Below are 20,108 nucleotides of genomic sequence, written 5' to 3' on the forward strand. Positions count from 1 at the left end.
GGAAAGGAAATGGAAAAATTAACCTGTTTTAAAGCTTACGATATTCGGGGAAAACTCGGTACGCAGTTGAACGAAGAGATAGCCTATCGAATCGGGCGCGCCTATTGCCAGTGGTTAAAACCAGCAAAAGTGGTGGTCGGCGGAGATGCCAGGGCCACCAGTGCCGCTTTAAAAAACGCATTGGCAAAAGGGTTAATGGATGGCGGAGCTGATGTGATTGATATCGGCATGGTTGGCACTGAGGAAGTTTATTTTGCCACCCGCTTTTATGGTGTCGATGGCGGAATTCAGGTGACCGCCAGCCATAACCCGATTGACTATAACGGGATGAAGCTCGTTAAAAAAGATGCGCAACCCATTAGCGGTGATAATGGGTTGTATGAGATTCAGAAGCTGGCACAGGATAATCATTTTCTCCCCTCGGCAGTCAAGGGCCAGCTCGAAACCCAGTGCGTTCGCGAACACTATATTGAGCACTTATTAAGCTATATCGATCTGACTACATTAAAACCAATGAAAATTGTGGTTAATGCTGGCAATGGCGCAGCTGGCCCAACGCTTGATGCATTGGAAGCGCTAATGGCCAAACACAAGGTGCCGGTCAGTTTTATTAAAATTAACCATCAACCGGATAGCCGCTTCCCCAATGGCATCCCAAACCCGATGTTAGCGGAAAACCAGTGGTCAACCCGACAAGCGGTATGTGAACATCAAGCGGATCTAGGGATTGCCTGGGATGGGGATTTTGACCGTTGCTTCTTCTTCGACCACCTTGGTCATTTCATTGAAGGCTATTACCTTGTTGGCGTGCTGGCGGAAAGGTTCCTGCACGCCAACAATACCGAGAAAATAGCCAAAAATAGCGGGGAAATAGCCCACAGTACGGGGAAAATAATCCACGATCCCAGATTGATCTGGAATACCATAGATATTGTACAGTCACTGAATGGTACCGCGATCGAATCTAAAACCGGCCATGCTTTTATTAAAGACGCTATGCGCCACCATGATGCTATCTATGGCGGGGAAATGAGCGCCCACCACTATTTCCGCGATTTTGGCTACTGCGATAGCGGTATGATCCCTTGGTTATTAGTGATTGAATTACTGTCACACAGAGAAACATCACTATTTTCATTAATTGAATCCCGCAAAGCACTGTTCCCAGTATCGGGCGAGCTTAATTTCACCATTGACGATCCGGTAGCCAAAATTCAGCAAATAAAACAGTTTTATGCCGATAGCGCCATCAATATCACCGGAATTGATGGCCTGAGTATGGAGTTTGAATGCTGGCGCTTTAATATCCGCGCATCGAACACTGAGCCACTGGTGCGTTTAAATATTGAAACCCGCAGTGATATCAATCTGCTGGAGCAAAAAATCGCGCAATTGACTCAACTGTTACAAAAATGAATGACCTGAACGTTAAAAACCAATTCAATCTATCTTGCGTATTTGCTAAACGCGAGAATAAGTTACAGCATATTGTTGGAGCATATAATGGCTAGCGTTTCTCTCGCAAATGTCGTGAAGTACTATGATAAAATTAAAACCATTGATAACGTCAATCTTGAAATTGCATCAAAAGAGTTTATTGTCCTGGTTGGCCCTTCTGGCTGTGGAAAATCCACGTTATTAAGAATGATCGCCGGTCTGGAGGAAGTTAACAGCGGTGAAATTAAAATAGAGAATAAAGATGTGACCCATACGAATGCCGGTGCGCGCGGTGTCTCTATGGTATTCCAATCTTATGCACTTTACCCCCATATGACGGTGCGTGAGAATTTGGCATTTGGCCTTAAAAATATCAAAATTCCAAAGCCAGAAATCGCTGCCAGAATTGCCAATGCATCAGGTATTCTGCAACTGGATAATTATCTTGAGCGCCTACCACAGCATTTATCCGGTGGCCAACGTCAGCGCGTGGCTATTGGTCGATCCATTGTCAGTTGTGCCAACGTGTTTTTATTTGATGAGCCTTTATCTAACCTTGATGCCTCACTGCGTATCCAGATGCGACAGGAAATTGGCAAACTGCATGAGCGCTTGGGTAAAACCACAATATATGTCACTCATGACCAAATAGAAGCCATGACACTGGCGGACCGGATCGTGATTTTGAATCAGGGAAGAATAGAACAGATAGGAACCCCTGAGGAGGTTTATAACCATCCGGCCAATATATTTGTCGCCGGTTTTATCGGTGCGCCTAAAATAAACCTATTTAACGCAGTTTATGAGCAGGCTGGCTACGTTAATATTAATGGGCTCAGTACGTTTATTCCACGATTGGCGAAACTAAACCTGCCGGTGGGGGCCCCACTGACGTTAGCCATCCGCCCCGAACACTTTTCCTTAACTGACGGTACCGAACTGTCTCTGGTGGTGAAGACTGACATCACCGAAATGCAGGGTGACTCCACTGTAGTGCTATTTAATTCAGCGGAGCACGGTACGCTGCAAATGAAAGTCCCCTATCAACTGAAACTTACCGTTGGTAAAGAGGTGACTATCGGTGCTTCCTGCCATCATATTCTGGTGTTTGATGAACACGGCCAGGCAATACGCACTGAGCCAGTGTCGGGAACTGACCACGTCAAATAAACGAGTTGAGCTTTTAGGGCGCGCGATCTGACCCCCTAAAAGCGCGACCTTAAACCAGCAAATAGCCATCTACTCATTTAGTCGCATAATTATTCTAATTTATGATGATACGCAACCCAACCGCCGTGAAATCAATGAGCAAACTTGTTCCAGCTCATCATTCACCCTATCCATTTTTTGTGTCATTCGATGGGTCGGGCCCGCAACACTGATTGCACCAATAATATTGCCTGTATAATTAAATACCGGCCGCGCAATACAAGTCAGGCCCTCTTCATTTTCTTCATCATCGACGGAATAACCTTTCAAACGAATATCGGCCAATATTTCATACAGTTTTACCCGATCGATAATGGTTTTATCTGTAATGCGGGCCAGTGGCTTACCCAGCACGCAATCAATCTCTTCCAAGGGTTGGAAAGCCAACAGCGCCTTACCAATACCCGTACAATAAGCGGGCAGACGCGCACCTAATTTCGCATTAGTTTGAATCGACAGTGTCCCTTCATTTTTATATAGATAGACGACAAAACCACTGCTATAAACGCCCAGGAAACAGGTTTCTGATGTTTTCGCCGAGAGCTTTTTTAGATAAGGGATAGCAACCTCAACCAGGTTGATATTCATCAATCCTTTCATGCCTAGCTCCAGGCTTTTAAGATCCAAAATATACCGTTCAGTTATCGCATCTAATGCAACATATTGCCGTTCTTTTAACGTCTCTAATATCCTAAACGCAGTGGTTTTAGGGATCCCCGTGTGTTTAACCAATTCGGCTAATGATATTCCATCAGAGTGTTCGCTAATCTCTTCCAGAATGGTTAACACCTTATCGATATTGGAAGAGTTGGTGCTATCGCTCTTGGGCATCATCGTGCTCCTGTTTAAAAATCATCGTTTATTGTACCTGCCCTTATCAGACAGACAAACATCATCAATGGTCTTAACTGTGATCTACCTCTCTTTATTGATAAAATCGGAACGACATTCCTTATAATTGGATCTACTGTATTTAAAACGGAATGTCATTCCAATTTATTAATTTTGATTTTTGGTTCTGGTTAAGGAAAAAACATGCTTATTGTCACCATCGACTCCGGTACGACTAACACCAGAGTAAGAATATGGAAAGGCAGAACTGTCATAGCAAATGCCTGTGAAGCTGTCGGCATTCGCGACACGGTAAAAACAGGAAATCAGGACAGGTTAATAAAAGGAATCAAAAAAGCATTGGATTTGGCTCTTGGCCAAATCCAGGATGGCCCCACCCTGCCACAAATTATCGTGGCTTCAGGTATGATCACCTCCGAGGTTGGATTATGTCATCTTCCTCACTTAACCGTACCCGTTTCCCTGAAGACTCTGGCTAGAGGCACAATATCCAAAACCCTCCCTGAAATTAGCCCACATCCCATTTGGTTTATACCGGGTGTCAAAAATAGTGTTGCTGATATTGGGCTGCATAATTATGAAATGATGGATGTCATGCGTGGTGAAGAAGTTGAAACCTTCGGCCTACTTTCTCAACATAAAGTTGACGGACCTGCATTAATCATTTTACCGGGATCTCACTCAAAGTTTATTCACATAGACGAAAAACACCAAATTGTCAGTTCTGCCACCACCATGGCCGGTGAGTTATTAGATGTATTAACAAACCAAACCATTTTAGCCAATTCACTCCATCATCAATTTGCCAATGAGCTGGATATTGAATATCTCCTTAAAGGTGCCACCGCCTGCCAACAGGTCGGTATTGCACGTAGCTGCTTTTCTGTACGGATTCTAGATTTATTTACCGCAGCATCCACTAATCAAAAGGCCAACTTTCTGTTAGGTGCCGCGCTGTATTCAGATCTATTAGCGATCAAAAACAGTGAAGCGTTAGCGTTACAGAAAAATATCACTGTCATTATTAGCGGTAAAGCCATTATGAAAGAAGCGCTTGCCGTATTAATTAAACAAGATGCGTCCTTCACCGGGGAAGTGATTCTTATTAATGAAGATCCAAACAGCCCATTCTCAGGAATAGGTGCCATAGAGCTAATGAAAGAAAAAATTCCGAATATTATTCAAAAAAGCGTCATAGACCATCACTGATTAATTATTTTTACTGGGGAATCTAATGAAAACACCACTTGTAGCCATCCTTAGGGGTATCACCGCTAAGGAAGTCGATATACATATCCCAATATTAATTGACGCTGGATTTGATGCAATTGAGATCCCTCTCAATTCCCCTGATTGGGCAACCAGTATTGCTATCGCGGTAAAAAACTATGGTGAAAAAACGCTTATTGGTGCAGGTACTGTGCTTGACGTCATCAGCGTGGATAAACTCGCTAAATTAGGCTGTAGGTTGATTGTCACACCTAATACTAATTCTGATGTTATTAAGCAAGCGATTAAATATGGTATGGAAATTTTACCCGGATGTGCAACCGCAACTGAAGCATTCATCGCTATTGCCGCAGGTGCCAGCAAAATAAAACTGTTTCCTTCCAGCGTTTTTGGTCCCGATTATATCCGGGCATTGAAGTCAGTCTTACCACCACAGATACAGGTTTTTGCTGTTGGCGGTGTGACCCCTGATAATTTGGCTGAATATATGCAGGCAGGATGTGTCGGTGCAGGACTTGGTAGTGATCTTTACCGAGCTGGCCAATCAGCAGAAATAACAAAATCAAAAGCATTAGCATTTATTGCGTCATATCAGAACGCAAAAAAAAATTAGCTTTTTTAAGCTTATCTAACCCTATATTTCGAGGAATAAGTATGGAATATAATTATTTATTCAAAAACGCCATGGTTATTGATGGTTCAGGGCATGCCGAATATATTGCCGATGTTGCTATCAAAGACGATCGTATCGTCAAAATTTCCCCTCAGATTAATGATCCATCAGAACATATTATTGACTGTACCGGGCTTGTATTATCACCGGGATTTATAGATGTTCATACTCATGATGATTTGATCGTGATTAAACAACCCGAATATATTGAAAAAACCTCTCAAGGTGTCACCAGTATTATTGTCGGGAACTGTGGTATCAGCGCTGTCTGTGCAACTCTTAAGAATGAAGTCCCTGACCCTATTAATCTATTAGGTCAGCTCGAAGAGTTCACTTATCCAGACTTAGCCGCTTATCAGCAAAAAATTGCCGAGGTTGTCCCCTCAGTTAATGTCGGAACACTGATTGGCCATACCACATTAAGAAACAACTGCGTTGAAAACTTACTCGAACCCGCAGATGAAAAAAGTATTGCTGAAATGCGCAACGTGCTGAGCAAAGCCTTGGAGCAAGGGGCGCTAGGGCTGAGTACCGGTTTATCCTATGGCAACGCGATCAATTCATCAACTGAAGAGATCTGCTCATTAGCCGAGTTACTGGCTGATTATCAAGCCATTTATACCACCCATATGCGCACTGAATATGACGGCATCCTTGATGCAATGGATGAAGCATTTCTAGTGGGCCGTCATGCAAAAGTAGCGGTTCAGATCTCCCATCATAAATGTGCGGGTGTTAAAAACTGGGGGCGCACCATAGAAACCCTGGCCTTAATCGATAAATACCGACAACAACAAGATATCAATTGTGATTGTTACCCTTATCGCGCGGGTTCCTCCAATTTGGATTTAACTCAAGTCACTGAAGATTACGATATTCTTATTACCTGGTCTGACAGCCATCCTGAAATGGCAGGGAAAACCCTCAAAGAAATTGCAGCGCAATGGTCAGTGAGTATCTCTCTGGCGGCAGAAAAAATGCTGCCCGCTGGCGCTATCTACTTCCAAATGGATGAAGCCGATGTTCGTCGGGTATTAAAACATTCCAGTTCAATGGTTGGCTCTGATGGGTTGCCGCGTGATCCCAATCCGCATCCACGGTTATGGGGCACCTTCCCGCGCGTACTCGGTTATTACAGCCGTGACGAGAAGCTATTCCCCCTGACCACGGCTATCTACAAGATGACCGGCATGTCAGCAAAGCGCTTCGCGTTAAAGCAACGTGGGCTGGTTAAAGAAAACTATTTTGCTGATTTGGTGATTTTTGATGCTGAAAAAATCAACGAAAGCGGCACCTTCCAGCACCCCAAACAAAAAGCAGAAGGTATCGAATATGTGTTTGTGAATGGTGTGCTGACCTACCACCAGAAAACCATGACAGGCCAACGTGCTGGCCGATTTTTAGCGAAAGATAACAACAAATAAACCAGGGGAATCAAATGATTAAAAGATACGGTGTGAAAGGTTCTAAAGGCACTGGCGGACAAACATTACCTTTTGCCAAAGCGGTCGCTGCCGACGGTTGGTTATATGTCTCTGGGCAAACCCCCATGATTGATGGCGAGGTTATCGACGGCGGAATAATTGCTCAATCAACACTGGCGATTCAGAACTGCCTGGACATTATGATCGAAGCCGGTTTTGCCAAAGAAGACATTGTTCATATGAAAGTATTCTTGACCGATGCTCGCTACTTCTCCTCATTTAACAAGGTATTCCAATCATTTTTCGCTGAGCATCCTCCCGCCAGAGTCTGCTGCGTAGCCGATCTGGTTGTCGATTGCATGGTTGAAGTCGATATCACCTGCTTCAATCCAAAAATGAAGACTAAATGTTGATCATGCAATTGATTAATAAGGATATATTATGGAAAACAATAATTTCTTAATATGGTTTTTTCTCTATGCTGTTTGTATGATGACGGTTGGCTGGTATGTCACGCGCCATCAAAAAACCGGTGAAGACTTTATCCTCGGCGGTAGAAAAATGCCGATGCTACTTACGCTGGGTTCTACCGTCGGCACAATGGTAGGCACCGGATCAAGTATTGGCGCGGTCAGTTTTGGTTACGCAAATGGTTGGGCGGGAATGTTATATGGTCTTGGTGGCGCCACCGGTATTCTATTAACTGCCTGGTTATTTGCCCCGGTAAGAAACTTCCGCTTCATGACGATGAGTGAAGAAATTTGCTATTACGTCGGTGGCAGTAAGATTGTTAAAAACCTGGTGGCAATCCTGATCTTTTTAGCATCTATCGGTTGGCTGGGTGCACATATTCTGGGTGGCGGTCTGTATCTTGCCTGGGCGGCGAATATCGATATTAATACCGCAAAAGTGATCATTGCTGTTGGTTTTATTTTTTATGTGGGGATCGGTGGTTATAAAGCGGTCTCTTGGATTGATACACTCCAGTCTATTATTTTATTCTGCGGGTTTATTGTGCTGGCAGTGATGTCAGTTAGCTATGTCGGCGGTTGGGATGTGGTGGTCGAACATACTGACCCTAAAGCCTATACCCTCTTTGGTATTGGCAAAATGGGGCTCATGCCAGCAATTTCATTGGCTGTTGTTATTGGGATTGGGGTATTAGCGACGCCGTCTTACCGTCAACGTATTTACTCGGCGGCGTCAACCAAAGCGGTGCGGCAATCTTTTGTTATCACCGGCGTTTTATATATGGGATTCTCCTTCCTGCCAGCCATTATCGGTATGGCGACCAATGTGATGAACCCAAATATCGAGAATAGTAGTTTTGCCTTCTTATACGCGACAAATGCCCTACCACATGTATTAGCAATGGTAGTTCTTATCGCAGGGATGTCGGCCAATATGTCCTCCGGTAGTTCAGATGCTATTGCCGGGGTATCAATTATACTGCGTGATATTTACACCATGATCACCGGCAAAATGCCAGCGCCAGAGAAAGCCATTACACTATCTCGTATTTTCCTGCTGGGCGTTATCTCCCTGGCATTAATTTTCGCACTGACATCCAACGATATCATTGGCTATATTACTAAAATGATTTCGATGATTATGTCTGGTATGTGTATTACCGTTTTACTGGGTAAATTCTGGCATCGGTTCAACTGGCAGGGCTGTATTGCGGCCCTGCTTGGGGGCAGTTTGACCTCATTGACGGTGATCCTAATACCGCAATGGTCTAATACACTGGGTAACCCTGTTATTCCTTCATTGGTTGTCAGCCTGGTTGCTGCTGTCATCGTGACACTGATAACCCCTAAAAATAAACTGTCTCGTGAAGAGGTTCTGAAAATGATTACCGATGAACGAGAAAACACTGGAAAAACAGCAGCCACGAATAAATAAGCTAAAACATCGGCTCTCCGCCAGAGATTAAAGTCCCCCTGGCGGATCCTTTAAGGAGAATAAGATGCACGTTGATAAAAAATTAACCATTAACGCAGAACATAAGGCTGCTGCGATGTTTTCCTCCTCAGAGGGTAAAATAAATATACTCAATGAAGATACCTGCTTGCCTGCGGTAGTTATAAAAACTCAGGCTTTGGACAATAATATTCGATGGATGCAGCAGTATGCTAACCAGAGCCATGTCTCATTAGCGCCTCATGGCAAGACTACCATGACACCCGCCATATTTCGCCGCCAACTAGAAGGTGGTGCCTGGGGAATAGGTGTTGGCACGGCATATCAGGCTAAAGTTGCACTCGACGCTGGTGTGTCCAATATTATTATTGCTAACCAATTAGTCGGTAAATCAAATATCAAATTGATTTCTGAACTGCTCAAGCAATCCTCAGCCACGATTTACTGCTGTGTTGATCATCAGGATAATGCCATTCAATTATCCGATTTTTTTGCAGCACAAAACCAGAAAATGCAGGTGTTGCTTGAATTAGGTATTCCTGGCGGCCGCTGTGGTTGTCGAACCGAGCAAGAAGCCTACCAACTTGCCGCATTGATTAAGACGCTGCCCGGTTTGACATTATCGGGTATCGAGTTTTATGAAGGCATTATTCATAGCAACGATTTGCCAGCCGATATTGCTGTCATTGAAACTTTTATTCAAAAAGTCATCACAATCACCCGTAGACTTTTTAATGAAAATAGCTTCGATAACACATCTGATGTGTTATTAACCGGTGCAGGTTCTGTTTGGTACGATATTGTCTGTCGTCAAATGCAACAGGCCGCCCTGCCCGACAACTTTCGTTATATTATCCGGCCCGGCTGTTATATTACGCATGATCGGGGGGTCTACGCCGAAGCACAGCAATCATTAAGACAACGTGAACCACTGGCCTGCGAATTAGGCGGAGACCTGATCTCAGCATTGGAATTAGTTGCCTATATCCAATCACTGCCTGAACCGCATTTAGCTATTGTTAATTTTGGTAAACGAGATGCAGCCTTTGACTCAGGGCTACCACAACCTATCGCCCACTATCGAAATGGGCAATCGATACCCTTTAAATCAGCGAGTATGCGCACAGAGAATTTGATGGATCAGCATGCGATGGTCAAATATGACACTGATTTAGATCTGAAAGTGGGCGATATATTGATATTTGGCACTTCCCATCCCTGTATTACATTCGACAAATGGAAAACACTTTATCTGGTTGATGATAACTATGACGTCATAGAAGAGATTAACACTTTCTTTTAGGCATCGCCGGGATTAAGCAGACTGCGAATAGTCACCAACGGCCCATTGAGATGACACTCTATAGGCCGTTTGTCAATGGTGTGACCTCTCCCTCCTTCAAACGACAACTCGGGATAAAACCACTGATTCACAATGTAAAAAAGGGTAAACAGGCGCACATCATGGCCCATTGCCTTTAGGCTAATAGACTTTAGCTGTATTGGGCTATTTGCCTATGTCTTAAAGGAGCAGTAATGCAACAACAAATAAGCCAATGGTTAGCCCGGATGGGGCTAGAGTTTTCCGATGTGATGTCACTGATGATGGTCATTGGGCTGATCTTATTGATTTCTGTAGCAATCCATTTGGTGCTACACCGCGTGGTTCTTCGCGCCCTCCAGCATCGTGGCCAGCAGTCGCAACGCATTTGGCAGCAAGCTATCACTCAGCACAAGCTCTTTCAGCGAGTCGCACTATTGTTGCAAGGGATAATCATCAACCTCCAGGCAGTGCTGTGGTTGCAAAACGGCAGCCAAACACAAGCGGTTATCGTGACCGCCGCACAGGTGTGGATTATGGCCTTCGCACTACTGGCGCTGTTCTCACTGCTTGATACGCTGCTAACTCTGCTGCGACAAAGCCCTGTCACTCAACAATTGCCCCTGCGCGGCATCTTCCAAGGGGTGAAGTTGGTGGCGGCGATATTTATCGGCATTATGATCATTTCACTGCTCATGGGTCGATCGCCGCTATTATTGCTCAGTGGCTTGGGGGCGATGACTGCGGTACTGATGCTGGTATTCAAAGATCCCATCCTTGGCCTGGTGGCAGGCATTCAGCTCTCTGCTAACAATATGCTGAAAATTGGCGATTGGCTGGAGATGCAAAAATACGGTGCTGATGGTGCAGTGACCGATATTGGCCTGACCACGGTAAAAGTAAGAAATTGGGATAACACTATCACCACCATTCCAACTTATGCACTGATTTCCGACTCTTTCAAAAACTGGCGTTCAATGTCGGAATCCGGTGGCCGGCGCATCAAACGCAGTATCAATATTGATATTACCAGCGTGCATTTTCTGTCCGAACCGGAACAACAGCGTCTTGACCGCAACCCATTGCTATCACGCTACCTCAGCGAGAAAACACAGGAACTGAACCAATATAATCAGCAGATTGCTATTGATCTAAACTCACCGCTCAATGGCCGCCGCCTGACCAATGTTGGGACGCTGCGTGCCTATCTGGTGGCTTATCTACGCGCTCATCCGGGGATCCATCAAAATATGACCTTAATGGTACGCCAGTTGGCCCCAACACCTGAAGGTTTGCCGCTGGAAATTTATGTTTTCACCAATACCACGGTATGGGTGGAATATGAAAATATTCAGGCAGACATTTTTGACCATATCTTGGCGATCATTAGCGAGTTTGACCTGCGTATCCATCAGACCCCCAGCGGCAATGACATGCGCAGCATGCTCCTCGCCAGAGCCGAGCTGGCCTGATGAAATCATGTTTACTGCCAATTATCTTTGGCCGATGATTGTCAGTAAACTCCCCAAGCAGAGGCTGTCTTGACGAGAAAAGGAGAGTATTAGCAACACGGTGTCATTCCACTAAAGTATTTGCAAAGAGGAATGGCACATGACTCAACCTTTTGAACGACCGCAACAGCACCTTCGACCGGGTTCCCGGAAACCATCAACAGCATTGATCCACGCACCGTCCCTAATTAAAACAGCCTGTTGAAGTTACTTTATTTAGGGTTACAGAATACCCAAAGAAAATGGACAATGCCGATCCAGAGTTGGAATTTGACACTGTTCCAGTTAGCTATTTATTTTGAGGGGCCGTCTTAATAATGCGATAATGTGACACAGAATTCTGAACACTCTCTTCCCTGCTATATCTACAGTATTTATCTACAGTATTTGTGTTACGACCTATCCGTTCTATGATGCTTAAGGAAAATTAAGAATCAGTAATAAGGACATGCCCACTGCTAGCCCACAAATCAAGGAAGGGTAATGAAATCTTTTTTGGTAATTACCATATTAATTACAGCGACTATTCTGAGCTTCTTTTACATAGTCAAATTGTCAGGATGGTTAGTACATTGGAGGCATGGGTTATTTTGGTTATGAGTAGGTGAACCCGGTCAGGGGCATACTGAATAATTTATTTTAGGGAAAATACTGAAAAAACATGAGGATACTAAGAGAAAATGGCGGAGGAGGAGAGATTCGAACTCTCGAACGGTTACCCGTCGACGGTTTTCAAGACCGTTGCCTTCAGCCACTCGGCCACCCCTCCGCAACGAGCCGAACTATAGACAGAGCACTGCCACTTGTAAAGCCTGTTTGTGTTTAATCGGCCAAAAAGTCGCCATCCGATTATCGAATGATGAATTAATCGTCATCCGTTATGCTGAACGATGATTAGCTGTACAGCGACCGGTTTCTTTTCCATCACGCAGATGAAATCTTACGAACAACAGCACAGACCTCTTTGGGGTATAGACAAATGTTTGCTAAATTAGCAGCCGTTTCACTGATTGAATCACTGAGGTTGTATGTTGGAGTTTGAAGGTCGGATTATTGATACCGACACCCAAGGTTATCTGAAAAACAGCGCAGACTGGAGTGAGGCTTTAGCCCCCATACTGGCTGAACAGGAAGGCATTACACTCACCGAACCCCACTGGGAAGTGGTGCGTTTTGTGCGTGCTTTTTATCAGGAATTCAATACATCACCCGCTATCCGCATGCTGGTAAAAGCCATGGCCCAAAAATATGGCGAAGAAAAAGGCAATAGCCGATACCTATATCGTTTATTTCCTAAAGGGCCAGCGAAACAAGCAACTAAAATTGCAGGATTACCCAAGCCAGTGAAATGTATTTAACGAATAACAGCACGGCTTCAGCACGGTCAGTAGATTAATTACCGAATTTTAAATGTTTCAAACGGGGAAGCAGGATAAGGCTCCGTCAGTAGGCTGTCCACCCGCGCACCACGTGGCCCCCCCTGCTTAATCCACGCCAACAACTGTTCAACGGCTTGTTGCTCACCGTAGGCCACCACTTCCACACTGCCATCATCACAATTTTTGGCATAACCTGTCACGCCCAATTCCTGCGCCTGACGTTGGGTGCTATAGCGAAAACCGACGCCTTGAACGATTCCGTAAACATACGCAGCAATGCATACTTTTGGCATATTGACTCCTCATCTATACGCTAATCTATACCCTAAATAATTCGAGTTGCAGGAACCTTAACGTTTCCAGTATCGACGATGAACTCACCGCCGCGCTCTTAACCGATAACAACAGCATGAATCTGCAGCCTGGAAGATGTTCATTACGGTGAGATTCTCAAAGCCTATAACTTAACTCTGGCCGGAGACACAAGGAAGGCGAAAACCCTGCTGGGCCTGGAGGGAGCGTTCAGCTACAGTACGGTATTATCAAATATGATGACAAGCCATATCAGGAAACAATTCCCTGATACGCTAGCTACCATTATGCCGCCTGCGTGGGGGTGAGCGCACGGGCGCGATTTGACATTCGCCACGGTCCTCTGGCTGGGGGATGTCAAGGGACTATCGGGACACTGCGCAAAATAGCCATGGAGGGTGAATCCTCGAGTTTAGTACCGAAAAGAAGACGCTAAAGAGCTAAAACGAGATAACGAGATGAAAGCCCGTACCCGTTAACCCACCGGCCTACGGATGAACGCGCGGTGCATAAGGTTTTAGTCTCGTAACGGAGTGATTCACCCTATAACATCAGCATGGCGATAAAACGTCGGGAATGATTTTGTCTGTTGTTTTATGGACAATTTTTTCCATCTGACAACTTTCGCTTCTGGGGATGGGTGCTCTGAGGTGACGCGTTCGCCAACACCTACTCGGCCACAAATCAGCCCAAATGACAGCCAAGTATCAGGATAGTCGCGGTAGTGAGTGGGATGATATTACTATATGATTGTGACCTTATTTTGATTGATAATGACTTATCAATTTTAACCATTTGATTTAAAAAGAATATTATAATGCGCTTATTTCTTGCCAGAGGACGTGAAAAGTCCTTACTTCGTCGCCATCCATGGATTTTCTCTGGGGCGGTCCAACGCCTTGAAGGTAATGTCCTTCCCGGTGAAACCATCGATATCCTTGATAGCCAGGGTGGCTGGCTGGCCCGTGCCGCCTACTCTCCTGAATCACAAATTCTGGCACGAGTCTGGACGTTCCAACAAGATGAAGTGATAGACCGCGAATTCTTTGTCCGCCGTCTACAACGGGCGCAAACCTGGCGTGATTTTCTGGCCCAGCGCGATGGCTTGAATGGTTATCGTCTGGTTGCCGGTGAATCTGACGGTCTACCGGGTATCACCATTGACCGTTTCCAGAACTTCTTGGTATTGCAATTGCTGTCTGCCGGAGCTGAATATCAACGGGCGACACTGATCAGTGCGTTACAGCAATGCTATCCAGAATGTTCTATTTACGATCGTTCGAATGTGTCAGTGCGTAAAAAAGAAGGCTTACCACTAACCCAAGGAACTGTCTGTGGCGAAATGCCGCCAGCGCTGTTGCCGATTAGCGAGAATGGTATGCAACTGTTGGTCGATATTCAGCAGGGTCATAAAACAGGTTTTTATTTAGATCAGCGCGATAGCCGCCTCGCGGCCCGTAATTATGCTGATGGACGCCGCGTTCTGAACTGTTTTTCTTATACCGGGGCCTTTGCTGTCGCGGCATTGATGGGAAATTGCCAGCAAGTGATCAGCGTTGATACCTCACAACCAGTGTTGGATATTGCCAAACAAAACGTTGAACTAAACCAGTTGGATCTGAGTAAAGCCGAATTCATTCGTGATGACGTGTTCCAATTGCTGCGTAACTATCGCGAGCAAGGGGAAAAGTTTGACATGATCATTATGGATCCGCCGAAATTTGCAGAAAACAAAAGCCAACTGGCCAATGCCTGCCGTGGTTATAAAGATATCAATATGTTAGCGATACAGCTATTACGTCCGGGTGGGATCTTATTGAGTTTCTCTTGCTCTGGTTTAATGCCAACAGATTTATTCCAGAAAATTTTGGCGGATGCCGCATTAGATGCCGGCCATGATATACAATTTATAGAACAGTTCCGGCAGGCTGCGGATCACCCGGTTATCGCGACATATCCAGAAGGTTTATACCTGAAAGGATTCGCGTGCCGGATAATGTAACTTGAAATGCCCTACGACGCCCTCATATAGAAAGCAACATAACGTTTCTCAGGAGGTTATCATGATCGCCAGCAAATTTGGTATTGGGCAACAGGTCCGCCACAGCCTACATGGCTATTTGGGTGTGGTGATTGATATCGATCCTGAATATTCTCTTCAGCCACCGGCACCTGATGAAGTTGCAAACAACGACACTTTGCGTTCGTCACCTTGGTATCACGTGGTCATTGAGGATGATGAGGGGCAACCGGTACATACTTATCTGGCTGAAGCACAGCTAACTTATGAAGATGTCGATGCTCACCCAGAGCAACCTTCATTAGATGAGCTGGCTGCATCGATTCGTCATCAGTTACAGGCCCCACGCCTGCGTAACTAGGCTTTGCTTCCCGGCAATAAAACCCGGCTTTTACTGTCGGGTAATGAGATAGTTACCCTGTGAGCGGCACGCTGACAGGGTATTTTTTATTGCCAATAATTTGATCCTATCAACGCAGAAAACAGGGCTATTTCTCTAATCCCAAGCGCGGTATTTCAATCTTCGGGCAGCGATCCATCACAACCTTTAGCCCGGCATCTGCGGCCAATATTGCCGCCAACTCATTGATAACACCAATTTGCAGCCATAATACTTTAGCTCCGATGGCAATAGCCTCCTGTGCGACACCGTAGGCAGCCTCTGCATTACGGAAGACATCCACCATATCAATGGCATGAGGAATATCTGCCAGTTCAGCATAAGCCTGCTGGCCCAACAATGATTTCCCCGCTAATTTAGGGCTGATAGGCGTGACCTGGTACCCCTGCTGTAACAGATAAGTCATAACGCCATAGCTGGGTCGCGATCGATTATCACTTGCCCCGACCAATGCAATTGTTTTTACCTGTTGGAGAATGTCAGCAATGTTTTTATCGTGCATTTTTCAGTTCCTCTGACGCGCTAAAGAATCTTCCGATCCTTATGAATCTGGATGGATTTACCCATATTAGGCGATTATCTGAGTGTACATCATGCTGAGAAACGAGAATAAATGCTGCTTACTTGATTTGGTTTAATAGATGTAGAAGTAATAACGGGTAGATTGTTTTTTTATCTTTAGAATTCATCAAGGTAAAAACAGTATCTTCATAGCTAACATTTCAAAAAGTAAATAAATGTGAGCAAACGGAAAGATTTTGACACATAATCCAACGTGGCTAACAATGTAAGCGGGTATCATCTTCTGGAGCAACACATGAAATTTGGTTTAGTGGTCGCAGGGATTTTGGCCATTTGCTGTAGTGCCTCAGCGGTAGCCACAACCTTAAAACTTGCGCCGGAAATTGACCTGTTGGTGGTCGATGGCAAAAATATGTCAGGATCCTTGCTAAAAGGAGCCGATAGCCTGGAGTTAAACAGCGGTCAGCATCAAATCTTGTTCAAAGTTGCCAAACCTCTGCCGACAGATCCAAAAATATTGTATGTGTCTCCGCCACTCGTCGTGGTATTTAATACCCGTAATACGCAGTCAGTTGCCATAAAATTACCGGTTATTGATACTGAGCGGGATGGGCGTAAGTTTTCTAAAAACCCAGACTATCAACTTATTGATGATAATGGCCGCCCGTTATCTGTGCGCCATGATGTATTACATCAGGATGATATCGACACCACCGCGACACTTGAAAAAGCCATGGCTGCGTATAACGTTGGGCAATACAGTGCCTCAGTCCCCTCTTTTGCTACTATTCCGCCTTCAGCGGTGAGTGCCGTACCAGGTACTACCATTACCGTTGCAGGTACTAACACCACGCAGAGAACACCCCGTTTGCAAGGTGAGAATGTCGCCGAGCAAATGCTGCAATATTGGTTCCTGCAAGCCGATGCAGAAACCCAACAGCGTTTTCTACTATGGTCTAAACAACGATCAGGCTCTAAACAACAATTAAGTTCTAAACAACAGCCCGGTTCTAAACAACAATCAGACGCCAAACAACAATCAGAGGCAAAAAAATAACCGACCTAATAGCCTGGTTAAGCTGTCGCGGTTCTTAAACATCAGGTTATGCTTGCTCCCTCGCATTTTTTTGCGTTGCCGCTATGCACAAAATCCCCATTTCAGTAATCTGTCAGCAAATCACTGACACTTATTGAAGGATATTTTGATGGAACTGACGACCCGCACCCTGGCCGCATGTAAGCATATTGCCCTTGTATCCCATGACCATTGCAAAAAGTCGTTGCTAGAATGGGTAATGGAAAACAGAGACCTTTTGTCTCAGCACAAACTTTATGCCACTGGGACCACGGGAAACCTGGTACACAAAGCAACAGATATTAACGTTCACTGTTTACTCAGTGGTCCACTGGGCGGCGATCAGGAAGTGGGGGCGCTGATATCGGAGAAAAAAATCGATATTTTGATTTTCTTCTGGGATCCTCTTAATGCTGTTCCTCATGATCCGGATGTGAAAGCTCTGCTGCGCCTGGCAACAGTGTGGAATATTCCAGTAGCGACCAACCGTTCTACTGCCGACTTCTTAATTAGTTCAGCTTTGTTCAGCGGCGAAGTGACCATCGCCATCCCTGACTATGAGCGCTACTTAGAAAAACGACTGAAGTAAACATTAAGCCCGGTAATGATAAATACCGGGCTTAATATCTGGCGAGGATAACAAGAGGTGAAGCTACCCTAAATTTGATCAGGGTTTACGCTGAACCGGAACGCCTAACTCGCTAAGCTGACTCACAAAAACTGAGGGGTTTGCGGTATCTTGCAGTAACCATACTTGATGTTTCGCTCGAGTCATTGCGACATAAAGTAAACGCCGCTCTTCCGCATCTGGGAAATCTTCTGGTGCCGGTAACAAGACATCTTCCAGAATCGACTCCCGGGCCATTGCCGGAAAACCATCATCCCCGTCATGCAAACCGGCAATAATGACATACTCCGCCTGTTGCCCCTTACTGGCATGGATAGTCATGAAATCAATGGTTAGCTTTGGCCAGCGAGTGGCTGCTTTTTGCAAAATTTCCGGCCGTAAATGATGATAACGAGCCAAAATCAAAATGCGTTCATCATCCTTAACAAAACCACTTAACTTATCCAACAGTGTTTCAAGTTGTTCGTTCGGTAAAATAATGACTGACTTTTTGTTGCCTTTGCTCAAGCTGTTCAACGGTTTTTTCAATTGATATGGATTTTGCTGAATAAACCGATTAGCCACCTCACCGATACTCCCGTTAAAACGATAGGTCGTATCCAAAGTACATTCAGCGCCTTCACCAAAGTTCTGGCTAAAAGCCGTCGTGAGAGCAAGTTCTGCGCCACTGAAGCGATAAATAGCCTGCCAGTCATCCCCCACCGCAAACAAGCAAGTTTGCTTATTTTGTTTACGTAATGCGGCGAGCAACATGGCACGTTGCGGCGAAATGTCCTGAAACTCATCAACCAGAATATGCTTCCACGGGCTGACAAAACGCCCTTTCTCCAGCAAGTTTACGGCTTGATGAATCAGCCCGGAGAAATCAACAGCCCCCTCTTCCTTCAGCGCTGTTTTCCATGCTTTCAACAACGGGGCCATTAACCGTATACGTTTTTGGAACAGATCACGCACTTCTTCATCAGCCTGTTCAATCATTTCAGCCTGACTACCGCCATGCATCCGCATCAACCCTAGCCAACGTTCAAGTCGCCCCGCGAGCCGGGCTGCCAGACGTTTATCCTGCCAAAAATCGCCCTCATCAACCTCCCACTCAAGTTCATCAGTTAGCCATTCACGCCACCCTTTTGCCTGAGCTTTTTTCTCGCTGCACTGCTGTTGCCAATGATTAATCAACAACGACCTTCTGGCCTGGCTGTCAGATTCAAGTTTACTGATCACCGGCGTTTTACGGCTGCCTTGCTGGATAATCTGCAACGCAAGAGCATGAAAGGTTTTGGCCTGAATATCAGCTACACCCAACCGTTGCTTGATACGACTATTCATTTCATTTGCCGCCTGACGGCCAAACGCCAGTAGTAAAATCTGCTCAGGCAGTGCTTCATTGCGGCGCAATAACCAACCCGCACGCGCAACCAGCACAGATGTTTTACCACTGCCGGCACCGGCCAAGACTAACACCGAGTCTTCACCGTTAACCACTGCGCGGCGTTGTGATTCATTGAGTGGCGAGGTTTCTACACTGTGGAAGAAGTCTTGATATTCCACTAGCATACGGTTAGTCCATTGTTGATTACGATGTTCAACACTGCGACGACCTTGATCCAACCAACGCAAACAGAGCGAGTAATCGGCCCGGCAGGATTCAAATTCCATTAGCCGTTGCACCGGCATCGGTAGTGAATCGAAAGCCTCGCGAATAGACTGTTGTACCTGCCCTAACTCGCTGCGTTTAAACCATTTATCCTGTTGTTCAATCCGCTCAATTGCTGCCACTTGTTTATGTAAAACCTCAACACAAACCTGGCTCATCTCCTCACTCCATTGCTGCCAGATACCCAGTAAGTACTGATAGAAATGTTGTGTTTCCTGCCATTCGGTACCATGTAAACGCACAACTTGTTGGTCCGGCAATTCAAACTCCAGCTCGCCCCAGACAATACCGCGTTTACATTGAATATTAACCAACTGGTTAAAAGGGATCAGGTATTGATGTTTATCACCGCATACTTCGATGCCAGCATTCAATAAGCGGACCCGATTGTAGGGGTGCTGAGCCAGATGCTTGCCAAAGGATGTCGCTTTAAGTTCCATATCTGCGCGCCATAACTCGTATTAAGTGAATAGAAATAACATAATGGAGTGTAAATAAAATTATTGAGTTTAAACAACCGGTATCCGATAGTTAACAA

At 45.3% G+C, this 20,108-nt stretch carries 19 protein-coding genes and 1 tRNA gene; 15 read left to right on the plus strand and 5 right to left on the minus strand.

Going from position 1 to position 20,108, the window contains the following annotated elements; all coding sequences use genetic code 11:
- Window positions 1-9: 9 nt before the first annotated feature.
- A complete protein-coding gene (locus tag AEP37_RS02960) occupies window positions 10-1,416 on the plus strand; it encodes a phosphohexomutase domain-containing protein (protein WP_049609609.1) in 1,407 nt (468 codons plus the stop codon).
- An 87-nt stretch (window positions 1,417-1,503) separates the two neighbouring features.
- On the plus strand, window positions 1,504-2,607 hold the full coding sequence (locus AEP37_RS02965; RefSeq protein WP_049609611.1) for an ABC transporter ATP-binding protein: 1,104 nt from the start codon (window positions 1,504-1,506) through the stop codon (window positions 2,605-2,607).
- Between the two features lie 99 nt (window positions 2,608-2,706).
- On the opposite strand, the gene AEP37_RS02970 is transcribed toward AEP37_RS02965, so the two are convergent.
- Window positions 2,707-3,480: an IclR family transcriptional regulator gene (locus tag AEP37_RS02970; RefSeq protein WP_235801356.1), complete on the minus strand. Its 774-nt coding sequence runs from the start codon at window positions 3,478-3,480 to the stop codon at window positions 2,707-2,709.
- 201 nt (window positions 3,481-3,681) lie between these two features.
- Between AEP37_RS02970 and AEP37_RS02975 the strand changes: the two genes are divergently transcribed.
- The 7 genes from AEP37_RS02975 (at window position 3,682) to AEP37_RS03005 (ending at window position 11,541) form a co-directional block, all read left to right on the plus strand.
- A complete protein-coding gene (locus AEP37_RS02975) occupies window positions 3,682-4,707 on the plus strand; it encodes a 2-dehydro-3-deoxygalactonokinase (RefSeq protein ID WP_049609619.1) in 1,026 nt (341 codons plus the stop codon).
- A gap of 25 nt (window positions 4,708-4,732) precedes the next feature.
- Window positions 4,733-5,341, plus strand: coding sequence for a 2-dehydro-3-deoxy-6-phosphogalactonate aldolase (locus AEP37_RS02980; protein WP_049609623.1), 609 nt, complete (start codon window positions 4,733-4,735; stop codon window positions 5,339-5,341).
- A gap of 41 nt (window positions 5,342-5,382) precedes the next feature.
- On the plus strand, window positions 5,383-6,825 hold the full coding sequence (locus tag AEP37_RS02985; RefSeq protein WP_049609627.1) for an N-acyl-D-amino-acid deacylase family protein: 1,443 nt from the start codon (window positions 5,383-5,385) through the stop codon (window positions 6,823-6,825).
- A gap of 14 nt (window positions 6,826-6,839) precedes the next feature.
- Window positions 6,840-7,238 carry a RidA family protein gene (locus tag AEP37_RS02990; protein ID WP_049609629.1) on the plus strand — a complete coding sequence of 133 codons (399 nt, stop codon included), beginning with the start codon at window positions 6,840-6,842 and terminating at the stop codon, window positions 7,236-7,238.
- Between the two features lie 28 nt (window positions 7,239-7,266).
- Window positions 7,267-8,730, plus strand: coding sequence for a sodium:solute symporter family protein (locus tag AEP37_RS02995; RefSeq protein ID WP_049609632.1), 1,464 nt, complete (start codon window positions 7,267-7,269; stop codon window positions 8,728-8,730).
- 64 nt (window positions 8,731-8,794) lie between these two features.
- Window positions 8,795-10,051: an amino acid deaminase gene (locus AEP37_RS03000; protein WP_049609634.1), complete on the plus strand. Its 1,257-nt coding sequence runs from the start codon at window positions 8,795-8,797 to the stop codon at window positions 10,049-10,051.
- A 233-nt stretch (window positions 10,052-10,284) separates the two neighbouring features.
- Window positions 10,285-11,541 carry a mechanosensitive ion channel family protein gene (locus tag AEP37_RS03005; protein WP_049609637.1) on the plus strand — a complete coding sequence of 419 codons (1,257 nt, stop codon included), beginning with the start codon at window positions 10,285-10,287 and terminating at the stop codon, window positions 11,539-11,541.
- Between the two features lie 720 nt (window positions 11,542-12,261).
- On the opposite strand, the gene AEP37_RS03010 is transcribed toward AEP37_RS03005, so the two are convergent.
- Window positions 12,262-12,349 (minus strand) — tRNA-Ser (locus tag AEP37_RS03010).
- A gap of 259 nt (window positions 12,350-12,608) precedes the next feature.
- Here AEP37_RS03010 and tusE point away from each other — a divergent pair.
- Complete coding sequence (gene tusE, locus AEP37_RS03015; protein WP_049609641.1) at window positions 12,609-12,938, plus strand: sulfurtransferase TusE; 330 nt, start codon at window positions 12,609-12,611, stop codon at window positions 12,936-12,938.
- 38 nt (window positions 12,939-12,976) lie between these two features.
- On the opposite strand, the gene yccX is transcribed toward tusE, so the two are convergent.
- Complete coding sequence (yccX, locus tag AEP37_RS03020; RefSeq protein WP_049609646.1) at window positions 12,977-13,252, minus strand: acylphosphatase; 276 nt, start codon at window positions 13,250-13,252, stop codon at window positions 12,977-12,979.
- Between the two features lie 210 nt (window positions 13,253-13,462).
- Here yccX and AEP37_RS27845 point away from each other — a divergent pair, with 210 nt between their 5' ends.
- The 3 genes from AEP37_RS27845 (at window position 13,463) to hspQ (ending at window position 15,652) form a co-directional block, all read left to right on the plus strand.
- Window positions 13,463-13,579: a hypothetical protein gene (locus AEP37_RS27845; protein WP_408068319.1), complete on the plus strand. Its 117-nt coding sequence runs from the start codon at window positions 13,463-13,465 to the stop codon at window positions 13,577-13,579.
- Window positions 13,580-14,082: 503 nt separating this feature from the next.
- Entirely contained in the window at window positions 14,083-15,273 is a 1,191-nt protein-coding gene (gene rlmI / locus AEP37_RS03025) for a 23S rRNA (cytosine(1962)-C(5))-methyltransferase RlmI (RefSeq protein WP_082170664.1), read from the plus strand.
- A 61-nt stretch (window positions 15,274-15,334) separates the two neighbouring features.
- Complete coding sequence (gene hspQ, locus AEP37_RS03030) at window positions 15,335-15,652, plus strand: heat shock protein HspQ (protein WP_049609653.1); 318 nt, start codon at window positions 15,335-15,337, stop codon at window positions 15,650-15,652.
- 127 nt (window positions 15,653-15,779) lie between these two features.
- On the opposite strand, the gene AEP37_RS03035 is transcribed toward hspQ, so the two are convergent.
- The gene (locus AEP37_RS03035; protein ID WP_049609658.1) at window positions 15,780-16,193 is read right to left on the minus strand and encodes a CoA-binding protein; all 414 of its coding nucleotides are present in this window, start codon (window positions 16,191-16,193) and stop codon (window positions 15,780-15,782) included.
- 315 nt (window positions 16,194-16,508) lie between these two features.
- On the opposite strand from AEP37_RS03035, the gene AEP37_RS03040 reads away from it, so the two are divergent.
- Both AEP37_RS03040 and AEP37_RS03045 read left to right on the plus strand, forming a co-directional pair.
- On the plus strand, window positions 16,509-17,270 hold the full coding sequence (locus AEP37_RS03040; RefSeq protein WP_082170665.1) for a DUF2057 family protein: 762 nt from the start codon (window positions 16,509-16,511) through the stop codon (window positions 17,268-17,270).
- A gap of 148 nt (window positions 17,271-17,418) precedes the next feature.
- A complete protein-coding gene (locus AEP37_RS03045; RefSeq protein WP_049609663.1) occupies window positions 17,419-17,877 on the plus strand; it encodes a methylglyoxal synthase in 459 nt (152 codons plus the stop codon).
- 78 nt (window positions 17,878-17,955) lie between these two features.
- Here AEP37_RS03045 and helD read toward each other — a convergent pair whose 3' ends face one another.
- Window positions 17,956-20,010, minus strand: coding sequence for a DNA helicase IV (gene helD, locus AEP37_RS03050; RefSeq protein ID WP_049609666.1), 2,055 nt, complete (start codon window positions 20,008-20,010; stop codon window positions 17,956-17,958).
- Window positions 20,011-20,108: the final 98 nt, after the last annotated feature.

The organism is Yersinia pekkanenii, assembly GCF_001152565.1.
In the GTDB taxonomy this organism is placed as follows: Bacteria; Pseudomonadota; Gammaproteobacteria; order Enterobacterales; family Enterobacteriaceae; genus Yersinia; species Yersinia pekkanenii.